Source organism: Rhizobium sp. PRIMUS64, assembly GCF_023006465.1.
Taxonomy (GTDB): Bacteria; Pseudomonadota; Alphaproteobacteria; order Rhizobiales; family Rhizobiaceae; genus Rhizobium; species Rhizobium leguminosarum.
This window is the reverse complement of sequence record NZ_JALBGX010000159.1, coordinates 1-14,016: the sequence shown is the minus strand read 5'-3', so window position 1 is coordinate 14,016 and position 14,016 is coordinate 1. Positions and strand designations below refer to the sequence as shown.

The window sequence follows — 14,016 nt, the reverse complement described above, 5'->3', positions numbered from 1 at the left end:
CGATGCCGCCCTGCGCCCAGGCGCTCGATGTTTCCGCGCCAAGGGCCGCGCGGGTGACGATCACGGAAGGTTCGGGCGCCAGCGTCAGCGCGGTCATCAACCCCGCAAGCCCGCTGCCGACGATTACCGTGCGTCCGGCAAGATGCTCGAGAATCTCGGTCATATCGCCAGCATCCTTTCGACGGCGCGGCGCGCGGCGACAGCAATCGCCGGATCGACGGTGACCTCGTGGCGGTTTTCCTCGAGGGCGGCGCGGATATTGGCCAGCGTGATCCGCTTCATGTGCGGGCAGAGATTGCAGGGGCGAATGAATTCGACATCGGGATGGTGCACGGCGACATTGTCGCTCATCGAGCATTCGGTGAGCAGCACGACGCGCGTCGGTTTCTGCCTGCCGACATAATCCGACATGACAGCGGTGGAGCCAGCGAAATCAGCTTCGGCCACCACATCGGGCGGGCATTCGGGATGGGCGAGCACGGTTACGCCGGGATGGTTTTCGCGCAGCTGGCGCACGTCCTCGGCGGTGAAGAGTTCATGCACTTCGCAATGGCCATGCCAGGCGATGATCTCGACATCAGTCTCGCGGGCGACGTTGCGCGCCAGATATTCGTCCGGGATCATCAGCACCTTCGGCACACCGAGCGATTCCACCACCTGTTTGGCATTGCCCGAGGTGCAGCAGATATCGGAGGCAGCCTTCACCGCGGCCGAGGTATTGACATAGGTGACGATGGGCACGCCGGGATGAGCCTGGCGCAGCAGGGCGATATCCTCGGGCGTGATCGAATCCGCCAGCGAACAGCCGGCGGCGAGATCCGGAATCAGTACGGTTTTCTCGGGGTTCAGCAGCTTGGCGGTCTCGGCCATGAAATGCACGCCGGCAAGCACGATAACATCGGCATCGACCTCGATTGCCTTGCGGGCGAGCGCCAGGCTGTCGCCGACGATATCGGCCACGCCGTGGAAGATCTCCGGTGTCTGATAGTTATGCGCGAGAATGACGGCGTTGCGGCGGCGCTTGAGCTCGAGGATCGCGTCGACGTCATTTTCGAACGTCATCCATTCGGCTTTGGGAATGACGCGGCTGACGCGCTCGTAGAGCGAGGATGCGGAAACAGGATAATTCATGACCGGCTCCTAATTATGCTCCAATTGAGCATATCATAGGCAAAGAGATATTCTCACGGTGAGCATATGTCAATTGCGGGAGAGCGGTAATTTCGTTCCTGCCAGCGCCCGTTCTTCGAGCACGGTGTGGCGAAAGCGGAAAAGCTTGGCCGGCCGGCCGCCGGTTTCGCTTTCCGTGCCGCCGGTTTCCTCGACCAGTTCCTGCTGTTCGATGAGGCGGCGGAAGTTCTGCTTGTGCAGCGTCAGCCCCGCCAACGCCTCGATGGTGCGCTGAAGCCTCAGCAGCGTGAAGCTCTCCGGCATCAGCTCGAAGACGACGGGGCGGTATTTGATCTTGGCGCGCAGTCGGGCGATTCCGGTTGCGAGAATACGGCGGTGATCGGCAAACATTGCCAGGCCGAGATTGGCCTCCGCGCCGCATCCGGCTTCCGAGACGAGTCCCGCCTCGTAAAGCAGTTCATAGCGCTGCAGGGCCAAATCCTCGTTCCAGCCGCCGCCATCGAGGCCGAAGGTGAAATCCGCCCGGCGATGGCGATGGTCGCGCCTTGCCAAATCGGCATCGGCCCAGCTCCTCAGGCGCGCCATGATCTCGTCAAGCACGGCTGGCCGGCCCTGCCGGTGGTCTTCCCAGGGGAAATATTCGTACCAGCCGTGCCATCCCGGCCGGCCGGCACCCGACTGCTCGTTGACGAGGCCGAGATAGCTGATCGAGATCGTCCGCCCGCCTGGGATGTCGTTGTTCCGGTCGCGGTCGGCGAAGGTATAGAGCTGTTCGAGATAGCCGACGGGGTGTTCCGTCTGCTCCTGCACCCATTCGCGCAGGCCCGATTGCAGGGTGCGATGACCCATTTCGAAAGGCCCCGACGGCAGCGCATTGCCGGAATGGATGGTCAATACGCGCGGCTCGTCCCCCGTCACCGCGACGAGCACCGCAATCAATTCCGCATGCGCAAAGCCGATCGTCACAGGGGACTGAATACTCCGTTCCGAATGAATCGAACGGATAATTCCTGACACAGGCCGGGACGGAAGCCAATGGAGCGGAAGCGCCTTTGCGGCGCTTCCCACATCATCGAGGCAACAGCGCGCGTTTGCCCTCAGCTATTGCCCGTCTCGCTTTTCAGCCGCTGAAGGAAGATTTCCAGTTCCGCGTCGTCGATACCGACGAGATGGCGCTTTTCCGGATAGGCGCCGGTCCTGACATCCTCGGCAAATTCCGTAAAGGCGGCGATGCGCTCGCGCTGCAGCCGGTCGTGTTCGGCGGCAAAGTCGCGATAGATCTTGGCGTGGCGCGGATAGTGGTCGCGATTGGCGCCGAGCACGTCGTCGGCGAAGAGATATTGGGCGTCGCAGCCGCTGCCTGCGCCCATGGAGATCATCAGCATCGAAGTGTTGCTGCTGATGGCGGCAGCGACATCCCCTGGGACGACTTCGATTTCGGCGGCGAAGGCGCCGGCCTCTTCCAGCGCCTTGGTCTGCCGCCAGATCTCGGCGGCACTCGCCGCCGTCTTGCCGACGGCGCGGAAGCCGCCTGTCCAGGTCGCCTTCGAAGGGATCAGTCCGAGATGACCGCAGACTGGGATACCCTCGTCCCGCATGCACCGGATCGTCTGCAGGCTTGCGGCGCAATAGACCGCGTCACCGCCTGCCTTCAGCGCCGCAAAGGCCGCACGCAGATAGTCCTCGGCCGAGACATGGTCGCCATATTCGAGCCCCGGAATGGCAAAGGGCGTGGGGGCGATCTCGCGAAAGACCGGGCCGAGCAGCGAGGGCGGCACGGAGACGATGTCGATCCCGGCCTTTTCGGCGGCTTCCGCCTCCTCCAGCGAGGTGACGCGCAGCATGGTGAGCTGGCGCTTGCCTTTTTCCGAAAGCAGATCGGCGACGGTTGCGCGTCTATGTTTTTTCATCATCAATTCCTTTGAAAATATCGGGGAGCTCAGGCGGCCAGCAGGGATTTCAGCTTGATGTCGCTGGCTGCGAGTGCTGCCGGGTTCGGATAGGCGCGCGCTGCAATCAGCATTTCGGCGAGCCTGATATCGCGTGCCACCGCATTGCCCGGCCCGATGCCGCTTGCGGCGATCAATCGTCCGCCGGCGTCGAGATGGAAGAGAATGAAGGCGCCTGCGCCGAGGTCGCGGCGCTGATGCGTGGCGGCCCCTTCGGCAAGGCCTGATATCTGCAGCGTCATGTCGTATTGATCCGACCAGAACCACGGCACCGCCGAAACGGCCTCGTTAAGGCCGAGCATGTTGGCCGCAGCCAATGTGCCCTGCTCCTGGGCATTGCGCCAGGATTCGAGCCGTACCCGCCGGCCGCCATAGATCGACAGCGGAAAGGAGCAGCAATCGCCGGCTGCGAAGACATCAGGAGCAGAGGTCTGGAGATAGGTGTCGACCGCAATGCCGTTGTCGATTGCCAGCCCGGCCCTTTCGGCGATCTCCACATTCGGGCGTGCACCGATGCCGACGAGGACGAGATCGGCTTCGATCACCTCGCCGGTCGACAATCGGATCTGGGCTTTGCCGTTTTCCGCAGTCAGCGCCTCGAGGGAGACGCCGCAGCGGATATCGACGCCCTCGGTGCGGTGGCGCTCGGTGAGCAACTGGGCGATCTCCTCCGGAACCCCGCGCTTCAGCACGCGTTCCAGCCCCTCGATGACGGTGACCTCGGCGCCAAGCACCCGCGCCGTGGCCGCAAGTTCCAGTCCGATGAAGCCGCCGCCGATGATGGCGATATGCCGTCCCGGCTTCATCGCATCGCGCAGTGCTGCCGCATCGTGATGCGTCCGCAGCGAACGAATATGTCGGCTGCCTTCTTGTGCGCCGGGGAATGACCGCGCGGCGGCACCCGTCGCAAGCAGAAGCTTGTCGTAGGAAAGCACGCTACCGTCCGAAAGCGCGACTGTCCTGGATGAGGGATTGAAATCCCTTGCCTCCAGGCCGGTCAGCAGCCGGATGCCGTTTTCGACATATTTTTCCGCCGCGGCGATGAATTTCGGATCGCTTGCATCGGTGGAGCCGGCCTTCGAAAGTGGCGGCCGTTCATAGGGCGGAAGCGGCTCGGCGCCGACTAGCGTTATCTCGCCGGCAAAGCCCTTTTCCCGCAAGGCGAAGGCGGCGCGCGCACCGCATTCGCCCGCGCCCAGGATGACGTAATGAGCCATGCCGGCCTCCCTCAGAGTGAGATGAAGACGGCGCCGTCTTCGATCTTGACAGGATAGGTCTTGAGATTGACGCAGACCGGCGCACCCTTGGCTTCGCCCGTCTTGTAGTTGAAGCGGCCATTATGTTTCGGACATTCGATGATCTCATCCATGACAAGCCCGTCGGCGAGGTGGATATGTTCATGCGTGCAGAGCCCGTCGGTCGCGAAGAATTCGTCGTCCGGGCTGCGATAGACCGCGAAGGTGCGCCCTCCGTGATCGAAGCGGATGACATCCTCCTCGTCGATCTCGTCCTTGTTGCAGACCTCAATCCAATTTCCGCTCATCTTGTCCTCCCTTGATTGTCGTTATTGCGCGGCCGGGGCCAGTTCGTTGTGGAATTCCTCGCGATAGGGCCGCGCGGTGGCCGGCAGTTCGCGCTTCAGGAAATAATCCTCGTTGCGCAGCTGGCGCAGGAAGGCAGGGATCATCTCGCGATAGCCGGACCAGATCGACGGGTTCGGCGCCGGCAGGTCGTGCTTGATCATCGCGTGCAGCTGGGGCAGCGCGTGGTAGGGCACCATCGGAAACATGTGATGTTCGACGTGGTAGTTCATGTTCCAGTAGATGAAGCGGCTGATGGGGTTCATATAGACCGTGCGACTGTTCAGCCGATGGTCGGTCACATTGTCGGCAAGGCCGCCATGCTGCAGCAGTCCGGTCAGCACATGGTGCCAGGCGCCATAGAGGCGCGGCAGGCCGATCAGCATCAGCGGCAGGATCGAACCCATGGCAATCGCGGCCGCGATCGTCGCGATATAAATCGCCAGCCAGATGCGGGCGATGCGGATGGCCTTTGGCTGCTCCATCTCGGGAATGAAGGTTTTTTCCGCCGCGCTGACGCCGCCGAAGGCATTGCGCAGCATGTCGACGATTGCATGCCAGGCGTCGAGGATGCCGAAGAAATTAAGCACCAGCCGGAAGAGATCGGGCGGCCGCATGACGGCGATCTCGGGATCGCGGCCGACGATCACTGTGTCGGTGTGATGGCGCGCATGGCTCCAGCGCCAGGTCACCGGATTGCGCATGATCATGAAGCAGGCAATCTGGTAGACGACATCGTTCATCCAGCGCGTCTTGAAGGCGGTGCCATGGCCGCATTCGTGCCAGCGGCTATCGGAGGCCGAGCCGTAGAGCACGCCATAAGCGAGGAAGAAGGGCAGCGCGATCCACGAGCCCCAGAAATAAATGCCGAGCCCCGCAAGGACGACCATGCTGCCGAGCCAGAGGGCCGTGTCGCGGATCGCCGGCGCATCGGAGCGCTGCATCAGCGCCTTCATCTCCTTGCGCGGAATGTCGGTGTGATACCATTCGGCTGCCGCCAGCCCCGTCTCGACGGCGGTGCGGCCGCTTTCGCCGAGAAGGTCGTAGTCGCGCTTCTTTGTCTGGGTCGCCATTATCCGCCTCCCGTTGCCCTTGCCTGGGAGAATAGGTTGACTTTGGAAAGCGCTCAATGCAGGCTTGATATAATCTATCAAAAACCATCACGAATGACTTGCATTCATGATCGAATCCATCAGGAACGCCGATGCGCCGTCCCACCATATCCGATCTCGCTCGCGCCTCCGGTGTCAGCGTCGCCACCGTCGACCGCGTTCTCAACGCCCGCCACCGCGTGCGCGAGGAAACGGCGCGACGGGTCTATGATGCGGCGCAGTCGATCGGCTATCACGCCGTCGGCCTGATCAAGCAGCGCGTCTTCGAGGATCTGCCGCAATACAGGCTCGCCTTCCTGCTGCAGAAGCCGATGCAGCCCTTCTATCAGAGCTTCGTGCGCGAGATCGAAACCGCCGCGCGCGCGCTGACGAGTGCGCGCATCCAGACGCAGATCGACTTTCCGTCAGCCGCGACACCGGCTGCGATCGTCGAAAAGATCAAGACGCTTGGCGCCCGCAACCAGGCCGTGGCTCTCGTTGGCCCGGATTATCCGGCGGTGACGACGGCGGTCGAGGAGTTGAAGGAGCGCGGTATTCCGGTGTTCTCGTTGCTCTCCGATCTCGCCACGGGCGTGCGCGACGCCTATGTGGGGGTCAACAACCGCAAGGTCGGGCGTACTGCCGCCTGGACGATTGCGCGCACGGCACACAAGCCCGGCAAGGTCGCCTGTTTCGTCGGCAGCCACCGCTTTCACGGGCATGAGCTGCGCGAGATCGGTTTTCGCTCCTATTTTCGCGAGAATGCGCCTGAGTTCGATGTCGTCGACACGCTGATCAATCTCGAGACTGCTGAGATCACTCATGAGGCGACGTTGACGCTGCTGCAGAAACATCCCGATCTCGTCGGCCTCTATGTCTGCGGCGGCGGCATGGAGGGGGCAATTTCGGCATTCCGCGAAGAAGGCGTCGGCGGCAAGATCGTCCTCGTGGTCAACGAGCTGACGCCCGACAGCAAAGCCGGCCTTGCCGACGATATCGTCGCCATGGCGATCGGCACCCCCCTGCCCGCACTTTGTAAGGAGTTGATGGTCCTGATGACCGGCGCCATCGAAAACGGCGAAACGGCTGTTCCCGGACAGCTCTTCCTGCCTTTCGATATTCATATTTCCGAGAACATCTGAGGCGTGATGGAATTCCATCATTCTGTTCGAAATTCTCTCAGCAATGAAAGCCGGCGCCGGCGATGACGGATGGATTGCGACGCGAATTCCGATAGAGATTCGCTGACCCATTCACGAGGACCGCTCCGCCCTGACGCGGAGATCAGGAGGAGAACCAGTCATGACTTCAGTCCGTTTTGCGCTCAACCATATGGCCGCGCCGTCGCTTGCCATCGACGATTTTTTCGCGCTGGCCCGATCGCTCGACATCGATGCCGTCGAGATCCGCAACGACCTTTCCGGCAATGCCATCCTCGACGGCACCAAAGCTGAAACGATAAAGGAGGCTGCTGCCCGCCATGGCGTGACGATCATCTCGATCAACGCCCTGCAGCGCTTCAACGAGTGGAACGCGGCCCGGGCAGCCGAAGCGCAGGAACTGATCGATTATGCCGGCGCGTCGGGCGCCAAGGCGCTCGTCCTCGTTCCGAAGAACGACGGGACCGGCTGCGCGGATGGCGAACGGCAGGCCAATCTGCGCCAGTCTCTGATTGCGCTGAAGCCGATGCTGGAGGAAGCCGGCATTATCGGTCTCGTCGAGCCGCTCGGTTTCGAGATCTGCTCGCTGCGCTCGAAGACCGAGGCAGCCGAGGCCATCAGGGAACTTGGCGCGGAATCGACCTTCAGGCTTGTCCACGACACCTTCCACCATCACCTTGCCGGCGAAGCGGCGACCTTCCCTGAGCTGGCCGGCCTCGTTCACATTTCCGGGGTCAGCGATCCCTCCGTTTCCGTTGCCGACATGCGCGATTCCCATCGCGTGCTCGTGGACGGCGACGACCGGCTCGACAATGCCGGGCAGGTCAGGGCGCTGCTGCAGGCGGGCTATACCGGCCCGTTCTCCTTCGAGCCCTTTGCGGCGGAGGTGCATGCGCTGAAAGACCCGGCCGGCGCGCTGCGCGCCAGCATGGAGTATCTCAGCGCGCGGGTCTAAAAGCCGCGCGGTCGCTTGACGCTACTCTCTACCTCTGAACCGGCGCTGATAGGCCGGATCGTAGAGCGAGCTTTCGCGGAAATCTTCCGCCGCGAGCGAGGGGCCGACGAAGATGATCGCTGTGCGTTCGATCGGTTCGGCCGCAACCTTTGCCTCGATATCGGCGAGCGTGCCGCGCAGGATGCGCTCGTCTGGCCAGGAGGCCTTGACGACGATCGCGACCGGGCAGTCGACGCCATAAAGCGGCGTCAACTCTTCGACCACCTGCTTCAGCGCGTGGATTGCCAGATGGATCGCCAGCGTGGCGCCCGTCGCGCCGAACTTCGCCAGTGTCTCGTCGTTGGGCATTGGTGAAGCGCGGCCGGAAACGCGGGTCAGCACCAGGCTTTGGGCCACAGCCGGGATCGTCAGTTCGCGCGCCAGCGTCGAGGCTGCGGCGGCAAAGGCCGGAACACCCGGTGTCATCGTATAGTCGATGCCGTGTTTTTGAAGCCGGCGCACCTGCTCGGCGACCGCACTCCAGACCGAGAGATCGCCGGAATGCAGCCGGGCGACATCCTGACCGGCCGCGGCAGCGCGAAGATATTCTGCCTCGATCTCGTCGAGCGACATCGGCGCCGTATCGACGATGCGCGCGCCCGCCGGACAATATTGCAGCAGTTCGGCCGAGACGATCGAGCCGGCATAGAGACAGACCGGGCACCGGGCGATGAGATCACGGCCACGCACCGTGATCAGATCCGCAGCACCTGGTCCCGCGCCGATGAAATGCACCGTCATCTTGTCATCCTTTCGTCCAGCGCCACTGCGTTACCGGCATTGCCGGCCGCCAGCCGGTCATGCCGCCGACGGGCTGGGCGCGCGATATTTCGATCCGCGTGAGGAAGCCGCCGCGTTTGGCATGTTCACTGAGCAGCACCGCTTCCATCTCCAGCGTCACGGCATTGGCAACAAGCCGCCCTCCCCCCTTCAGCGCGGCAATCACAGTATCGACAACACCCGGCTCGCTGCCGCCGCCGCCGAGGAAGATCACATCCGGTTCCGGCAGGCCCTTCAGCGCATCGGGCGCCGTACCCTCAATGACGGCGAGATGCGGTACGCCGAAGGCGGCTGCATTGCGGGCGACGCGTGCGGCCCGTTCCGGCGATTGTTCGACGGCGATTGCCTTCAGGCCGGGATCGGCCAGCATCCATTCGATGCCGATCGAGCCCGAGCCTGCGCCGATATCCCAGAGCAGTTCGCCGTGACGCGGCGCGAGTGCGGAAAGCGTCATCGCCCGGATTTCACGCTTGGTGATCTGTCCGTCATGCTCGAACAGCTCGTCTTCGAGCCCGGCGGCAAAAGGCAGGATGCGAGCCCCCTCCCCTGCCGCAACATCGACGGCGCAGACATTCAGGGGATCGATGTCCAGGAGATCGAAATCCGCAGCCACCGCACTTCTCTGGCGTTCCCGAGCGCCGCCAAGCGCCTCGAGCACCGTAAGTCTCGACTGACCGAAGCCAGCAGCAGTCAGCAGGGCAGCCAGTTCGCCGGGCCCATTCTCGTCCGAGGTCAGCGCGATGATGCGCCGCCCGGGGTGCAGATGCGGCCGGATCAGGTCGATCGGCCGTCCATGCAGCGAGATCGTCGCGACGTCCTGCAGTGGCCAGCCAAGGCGGGAGGCAGCAAGGCTGAAGGCCGAGGGTGCGGGAATGGCGCGCATCTCGTCTGCCGCCACGTAGCGGGAGAGCGTTGCGCCGACGCCATAGAGAAAGGGATCGCCAGAGGCGAGCACGACAACAGGCGTGCCGCGCCTTTCAAGAATGGCCTCGACCGAGCGCTCGAACGGGCTCTGCCAGGAAAGCCTTTCGCCTGTGATCAGCGAGGCAGCAAGTGCGTGGTGCCGCGCACCGCCGAAGACGGCGGGTGCGGTCGCGATCAGCCTCTTTGCCTCCTCGCCCAGCCCTTCTGGACCATCTTCGCCGATGCCGATAATAGTCAGCCAGCGCTGGACTGACGGAGGAGCGACATCAGACATGGGACGACCCCGCATCTTGATCCTCGGCGGCACCAGCGAGGCGCGGCTGCTGGCCGAGGCGCTCGCGGCGCGGGATGATTGCGATGTTTTGTTGTCGCTTGCCGGCCGCACCGAAAAACCGGCCACGCAGCCTGTTCCGGTTCGCATCGGCGGTTTCGGCGGTGCCGTGGCGCTTGCCGATTTCCTGAAGGCCGGCAGATATGACCTGTTGATCGACGCCACGCATCCCTTCGCCGAGCGCATTTCGGCCAATGCCGCTTTCGCAGCTGGGACCACCGGCATTGCTGCCATCGCTCTGCGCCGTCTCGAATGGCAACGCCGGCCGGGCGATCGCTGGCGGGACGTGCAGAGCATTCCGGCTGCCATCGAAGCGCTTGGCCCCTCCCCCCGCCATGTCTTCCTGGCGACGGGCCGGCAGGGTGCCCATCATGCGGAAGCCGCACCGCAACATCACTATCTCATTCGCAGCGTCGATCCCGTCGAACCGCCGCTTGCGCTTGCGAATGTCGACTACATCCTCGATCGGGGTCCGTTCACGCTGGAAGGCGAACGCGATCTTCTGAGACAGCACGACATCGACGTCATCGTCGCCAAGAACAGCGGCGGTGCCGCCACCTATGCGAAGATCGAGGCAGCCCGCCTGCTCGGTATCGAGGTGATGATGGTGGCGCGCGCTCCGGCCTCGATCGTCAAAGCGGTCGAAACTGTCGAGGCGGCGCTGGTGGCGATCGATCACCTGTTTCCTCCCGCCATGAAACGCGGCGTATAGACGAGGTCCAGTCTGCCTGGCCGCGTGACGATGCGTGTCTCGGCCGAGCCGATGATGATGCAGGTCGCCATATCGGCAATCGACGCATCCGCCTGCGACAGCGGCTGGACCGCGATGCGCTCGTCCGGCCGCCCGGCCGCGCGCCCGAAAATAACCGGCGTTGCTGCAGGCAGATGGTTGCGCAACAGCTTGAAGGCGTCGCCGAGCTGCCATGGCCGCGCTCGGCTGATCGGATTATAGAGCGCGATGACGAAACCCGCTTTTGCCGCCAGTTCAAGGCGGGTTTCTATTATATTCCAAGGCTTTAGATTGTCAGATAGCGAAATGGCGCAGAAATCGTGGCCAAGCGGGGCACCGGCTCTTGCCGCCACGGCCAGCATCGCGGTGATGCCGGGCAGAATGGTGAGATCGACCGAGCGCCAGGCGGCCGGCCCGTTCTCGATTGCCTCGCAGACCGCGGCAGCCATGGCGAAGACGCCGGGGTCGCCGCCGGAGACGACGCAGACTTTCGCGCCGTCAGCCGCCATGGCGAGGGCTGCCCCTGCCCTGTCGAGCTCCTCGCGATTGTCCGAGGCATGGCGCAACTGATCGTCGCGGAGCTGCAGCCTGTCGAGATAGGGTCCGTAGCCGAAGAAATCCGTTGCCTGGTCGATGACGGTCAAAGCCTCCGGCGTCATCTGCTCGGGATTGCCGGGACCGGTGCCGATCACGAAAAGCCTGCCGCTCATCGGTTGCCCTCCCAGCCCGGGACCAGCACCAGCGAAAAATACGGCGCGTCGCCATCGGTCCTGTCGGCGAGCTTTTCCATCGCCGCATTCGCCATGGTGCCGCGCTCGACATAGACGGCTTCAGCAAGCCGGCCGGCCGCTGCCAGCGCCCGGCGGATCTTCGGCAGATTACGGCCGACCTTCATGATGACGGCGGCTTGCGTATCGGCGAGGCGGCGCGTCAGCTCGGTCTCAGCCATCGTACCGGGCAGTACGGTAAGCACGTCGTCGCCCTGGACGATCGGCATGCCGGCAAGCGACCAGCAGCCTGACATGGCGCTGATGCCGGGGATCACTTCCGTTGGGTAGCGCTGGGAAAGCCTGACATGCAGGTGCATATAGGAGCCGTAGAAGAGCGGATCGCCTTCACTGAGAACGGCGACGGTCAGCCCGGCATCGAGATGCCCGGCGACCGACTTGGCGGACAGATCGTAGAATTGGGTGATCAGGCTCTGGTAGCGTTCGTCGTTCTTGTCGATCTCGGTCGTCACAGGATAATAGAGCGGCAGCAGCGTCACGCCGGATTTCAGCAGCGGCTCGACGATCGCCTTGCCGTTGCCGCCCCTGCCCTGCTTGGCGAAATAAGCGATCACATCCGCGTCTTCGATGGCGCGCACGGCTTTGAGGGTGAGGAGCTCGGGGTCGCCAGGACCCGTGCCAACGCCGATGAGACGGCCGCTTGTCGTCATAGACCTGGCCTCGCCAATGCATTGATGGCGGCTGCCGTCATGGCGCTGCCGCCGAGCCGGCCGCGGACGATGGCAAAGGGTACGCCGTAGGAATTTTCCGCCAATGCATCCTTGGATTCCGCCGCGCCGACGAAGCCCACCGGCATGCCGAGGATCGCCGCGGGTTTCGGGGCGCCGTCGCGCAGGAGTTCAAGCAGATGGAAGAGGGCGGTCGGCGCATTGCCGATCGCGACAACGCTGCCGCCGAGCCGATCGAGCCAGAGATGCATGGCGGCGGCCGAACGCGTATTGCCGGTCTCGCGCGCAAGCTCCGGTGTCGCGGGATCGCGCAGCGTGCAGATCACCTCGTTCAGCGCCGGCAGCCGCGCCCGAGTGACGCCCTGGGACACCATTTCCGCGTCGCAGAAGATTGGCGCGCCACCCTTCAGCGCATCGCGCGCAGCGCTGACGAAATCGGCGGAAAACAGGAAATGCTCCGCTGCCTCGACCAGCCCGCAGGCATGGATCATGCGCACGGCGATTTCGGCTTGATCGTCGGTGAAGCGCGAAAGATCGGCCTCGGCACGGATAATGGCAAAGGAACGCTCGTAGATCGCATCGCCGCTGCGGATATAATCGTAGTCTGGCATTCCTATTCCTGTCGCAGCGCCTTCGAAACACCGGTTGCGCCGAGCCGTGTAAGGCAGGCGGCGGTCGATTCGCCAGCGTCTTTGTTGTCTTCGATGGACCGGGCGAGCCTCTCTATAGCGAAATCGATCCGACCGCCAGCGATCCGTTCGTCCGGCAGATCCGCCGCAAGCCCACTAAGGATGAGGCCATAACCTTCCGCTGAGCCCGTCAGGGTCAGCGCCGGCCGGGCATGAGCGCAGCCCTTGGCGCAGCCGGATAGATGCAGCGTCAGCGAACCGTCGAAAAGGGCAGGTGCTGCGGCAATGAGACGGCGCGCAAGGGTCCGCGTCTCGTAGAAAGCGGAACCGCAGGCGCCGGCGCCGGCACAGGCGGCGATATGCTCGGTATTCTCGCCAGGCTGGCTGCTGAAGCCATGTCTGGCTGCGGCGATCTGCATAGCCAGCACTGCATCGTCGTAAAGCCCGATGAGGAAGAAACCGCGACCGGGCGCAAGCCGGATCGCTGTTGCGCCACGGGCCTTTGCCAGATCGAGCAAAGCGACCAGATCGGACGCTCTCATCTGCCCGAATTCCGGCCTGACGCCGAGTATGATTTTGCCGTCGTCAAGCCTGTGCGAGCCGGCAAGCGGCATGACTGCCGCGCGAGACGAAATGAATTGAATGCCATCCATCGCGGGAAAACGCGCCCGCAGAAGCGTCGCGTCGATATCCCTTGCTCGCCTGCCCTGCCCGAGGGTCGCCAACAAGCTCAGAATTTCGCCAACGGCTGATATCGCCGCCTCGGCAGGACCGATCGCGACTGGCATTGCAGTTTCACCGTCGCCATTGATCGCGACAAGCCAATCCGCGCCGAATTGCGCGACGACACGAATGTCGGCGGACAGTGCTGACAATCCGAAGGATCCGCCGCCGTCGACGATAAGCGAAAGCTTCGGCGCGAGTCGCGGCGAGGCAAACAGATCGTGGAGCGTAGCACGCAAGGCCATTTCCATCACGGCCGGATCGCTTATCTCTTCCGGGTCGATGCCGTGCAGCGGCGATGTCTCGATTGCCGGCCCTTCCGGCACGGTGATCCCGGCGGCATCGATATCGGCAGCGAGCTGTCCGACGGTCTCAGCCCGAAGGCCTCGGATCTGCAGATTGCCGCGGGCGGTGATTTCGAGAATGCCGTTTCCATGTGCTGCGGCGGAGCGGGCAAGGCTTGCGAACTGCGACAGCGTCAGCGCGCCGCCAACCGGCCGCAACCGCAACAGCAAACCATCGCCGGTCGCCATCGGCG

At 63.5% G+C, this 14,016-nt stretch carries 16 protein-coding genes; 3 read left to right on the top strand and 13 right to left on the bottom strand.

Features of this window, described 5'->3' with window-relative positions; genetic code table 11:
* The 7 genes from MOV76_RS34335 to MOV76_RS34305 all read right to left on the bottom strand — a co-directional run.
* On the bottom strand, positions 1-163 hold a 163-nt coding region (locus MOV76_RS34335; protein ID WP_247266209.1), incomplete at its 3' end, for an FAD-binding protein.
* Complete coding sequence (gene nadA / locus MOV76_RS34330; protein WP_247266208.1) at positions 160-1,131, bottom strand: quinolinate synthase NadA; 972 nt, start codon at positions 1,129-1,131, stop codon at positions 160-162. The genes MOV76_RS34335 and nadA, both read right to left, overlap by 4 nt.
* Before the next feature lie 69 nt (positions 1,132-1,200).
* Positions 1,201-2,199 carry an NrtR DNA-binding winged helix domain-containing protein gene (locus MOV76_RS34325; protein ID WP_183619967.1) on the bottom strand — a complete coding sequence of 333 codons (999 nt, stop codon included), beginning with the start codon at positions 2,197-2,199 and terminating at the stop codon, positions 1,201-1,203.
* Positions 2,200-2,228: 29 nt separating this feature from the next.
* Complete coding sequence (locus tag MOV76_RS34320; protein WP_247266207.1) at positions 2,229-3,044, bottom strand: 3-methyl-2-oxobutanoate hydroxymethyltransferase; 816 nt, start codon at positions 3,042-3,044, stop codon at positions 2,229-2,231.
* Positions 3,045-3,070: 26 nt separating this feature from the next.
* Entirely contained in the window at positions 3,071-4,297 is a 1,227-nt protein-coding gene (locus tag MOV76_RS34315) for an NAD(P)/FAD-dependent oxidoreductase (protein ID WP_247266206.1), read from the bottom strand.
* An 11-nt stretch (positions 4,298-4,308) separates the two neighbouring features.
* Positions 4,309-4,623 carry a MocE family 2Fe-2S type ferredoxin gene (locus tag MOV76_RS34310; RefSeq protein WP_210068296.1) on the bottom strand — a complete coding sequence of 105 codons (315 nt, stop codon included), beginning with the start codon at positions 4,621-4,623 and terminating at the stop codon, positions 4,309-4,311.
* 21 nt (positions 4,624-4,644) lie between these two features.
* Positions 4,645-5,733 carry a fatty acid desaturase family protein gene (locus MOV76_RS34305; RefSeq protein ID WP_247266205.1) on the bottom strand — a complete coding sequence of 363 codons (1,089 nt, stop codon included), beginning with the start codon at positions 5,731-5,733 and terminating at the stop codon, positions 4,645-4,647.
* A gap of 131 nt (positions 5,734-5,864) precedes the next feature.
* Here MOV76_RS34305 and MOV76_RS34300 point away from each other — a divergent pair, with 131 nt between their 5' ends.
* Positions 5,865-6,893 carry a LacI family DNA-binding transcriptional regulator gene (locus tag MOV76_RS34300; RefSeq protein WP_018246210.1) on the top strand — a complete coding sequence of 343 codons (1,029 nt, stop codon included), beginning with the start codon at positions 5,865-5,867 and terminating at the stop codon, positions 6,891-6,893.
* Positions 6,894-7,053: 160 nt separating this feature from the next.
* Entirely contained in the window at positions 7,054-7,866 is an 813-nt protein-coding gene (locus MOV76_RS34295) for a TIM barrel protein (protein WP_247266204.1), read from the top strand.
* A 21-nt stretch (positions 7,867-7,887) separates the two neighbouring features.
* Here the strand turns inward: MOV76_RS34295 and cobM are convergent, their stop codons facing one another.
* Both cobM and cbiE read right to left on the bottom strand, forming a co-directional pair.
* Positions 7,888-8,646, bottom strand: a complete 759-nt coding sequence (gene cobM, locus MOV76_RS34290) for a precorrin-4 C(11)-methyltransferase (RefSeq protein ID WP_247266203.1) — start codon at positions 8,644-8,646, stop codon at positions 7,888-7,890.
* A 4-nt stretch (positions 8,647-8,650) separates the two neighbouring features.
* A complete protein-coding gene (cbiE, locus tag MOV76_RS34285; protein WP_247266202.1) occupies positions 8,651-9,883 on the bottom strand; it encodes a precorrin-6y C5,15-methyltransferase (decarboxylating) subunit CbiE in 1,233 nt (410 codons plus the stop codon).
* Here cbiE and MOV76_RS34280 point away from each other — a divergent pair.
* Entirely contained in the window at positions 9,882-10,652 is a 771-nt protein-coding gene (locus MOV76_RS34280; RefSeq protein ID WP_247266201.1) for a cobalt-precorrin-6A reductase, read from the top strand. The two genes, cbiE and MOV76_RS34280, sit on opposite strands and share 2 nt — an antisense overlap.
* Here MOV76_RS34280 and MOV76_RS34275 read toward each other — a convergent pair.
* The 4 genes from MOV76_RS34275 to cobG form a co-directional block, all read right to left on the bottom strand.
* Positions 10,616-11,380 (bottom strand): precorrin-3B C(17)-methyltransferase, encoded by a 765-nt coding sequence (locus MOV76_RS34275; protein ID WP_131605616.1) that lies wholly within the window; start codon positions 11,378-11,380, stop codon positions 10,616-10,618. The two genes, MOV76_RS34280 and MOV76_RS34275, sit on opposite strands and share 37 nt — an antisense overlap.
* A complete protein-coding gene (locus MOV76_RS34270) occupies positions 11,377-12,108 on the bottom strand; it encodes a precorrin-2 C(20)-methyltransferase (protein WP_247266200.1) in 732 nt (243 codons plus the stop codon). The genes MOV76_RS34275 and MOV76_RS34270 overlap by 4 nt, the downstream gene beginning before the upstream one ends.
* Positions 12,105-12,737, bottom strand: a complete 633-nt coding sequence (locus MOV76_RS34265; RefSeq protein WP_027665409.1) for a precorrin-8X methylmutase — start codon at positions 12,735-12,737, stop codon at positions 12,105-12,107. Before MOV76_RS34265 ends, MOV76_RS34270 begins: the two co-directional genes overlap by 4 nt.
* 2 nt (positions 12,738-12,739) lie before the next feature.
* Positions 12,740-14,016, bottom strand: a 1,277-nt coding sequence (gene cobG / locus MOV76_RS34260) for a precorrin-3B synthase (protein ID WP_247266199.1), incomplete at its 5' end; no start/stop codon positions are given.

What these genes read in the sequence shown, in the direction of transcription:
- nadA (WP_247266208.1), bottom strand. Translation starts at nt 1,131, where the DNA reads ATGAATTATCCTGTTTCCGCATCCTCGCTCTACGAGCGCGTCAGCCGC.
- MOV76_RS34320 (WP_247266207.1), bottom strand. Translation starts at nt 3,044, where the DNA reads ATGATGAAAAAACATAGACGCGCAACCGTCGCCGATCTGCTTTCGGAA.
- MOV76_RS34315 (WP_247266206.1), bottom strand. Translation starts at nt 4,297, where the DNA reads ATGGCTCATTACGTCATCCTGGGCGCGGGCGAATGCGGTGCGCGCGCC.
- MOV76_RS34310 (WP_210068296.1), bottom strand. Translation starts at nt 4,623, where the DNA reads ATGAGCGGAAATTGGATTGAGGTCTGCAACAAGGACGAGATCGACGAG.
- MOV76_RS34305 (WP_247266205.1), bottom strand. Translation starts at nt 5,733, where the DNA reads ATGGCGACCCAGACAAAGAAGCGCGACTACGACCTTCTCGGCGAAAGC.
- MOV76_RS34300 (WP_018246210.1), top strand. Translation starts at nt 5,865, where the DNA reads ATGCGCCGTCCCACCATATCCGATCTCGCTCGCGCCTCCGGTGTCAGC.
- MOV76_RS34295 (WP_247266204.1), top strand. Translation starts at nt 7,054, where the DNA reads ATGACTTCAGTCCGTTTTGCGCTCAACCATATGGCCGCGCCGTCGCTT.
- cobM (WP_247266203.1), bottom strand. Translation starts at nt 8,646, where the DNA reads ATGACGGTGCATTTCATCGGCGCGGGACCAGGTGCTGCGGATCTGATC.
- MOV76_RS34280 (WP_247266201.1), top strand. Translation starts at nt 9,882, where the DNA reads ATGGGACGACCCCGCATCTTGATCCTCGGCGGCACCAGCGAGGCGCGG.
- cbiE (WP_247266202.1), bottom strand. Translation starts at nt 9,883, where the DNA reads ATGTCTGATGTCGCTCCTCCGTCAGTCCAGCGCTGGCTGACTATTATC.
- MOV76_RS34275 (WP_131605616.1), bottom strand. Translation starts at nt 11,380, where the DNA reads ATGAGCGGCAGGCTTTTCGTGATCGGCACCGGTCCCGGCAATCCCGAG.
- MOV76_RS34270 (WP_247266200.1), bottom strand. Translation starts at nt 12,108, where the DNA reads ATGACGACAAGCGGCCGTCTCATCGGCGTTGGCACGGGTCCTGGCGAC.
- MOV76_RS34265 (WP_027665409.1), bottom strand. Translation starts at nt 12,737, where the DNA reads ATGCCAGACTACGATTATATCCGCAGCGGCGATGCGATCTACGAGCGT.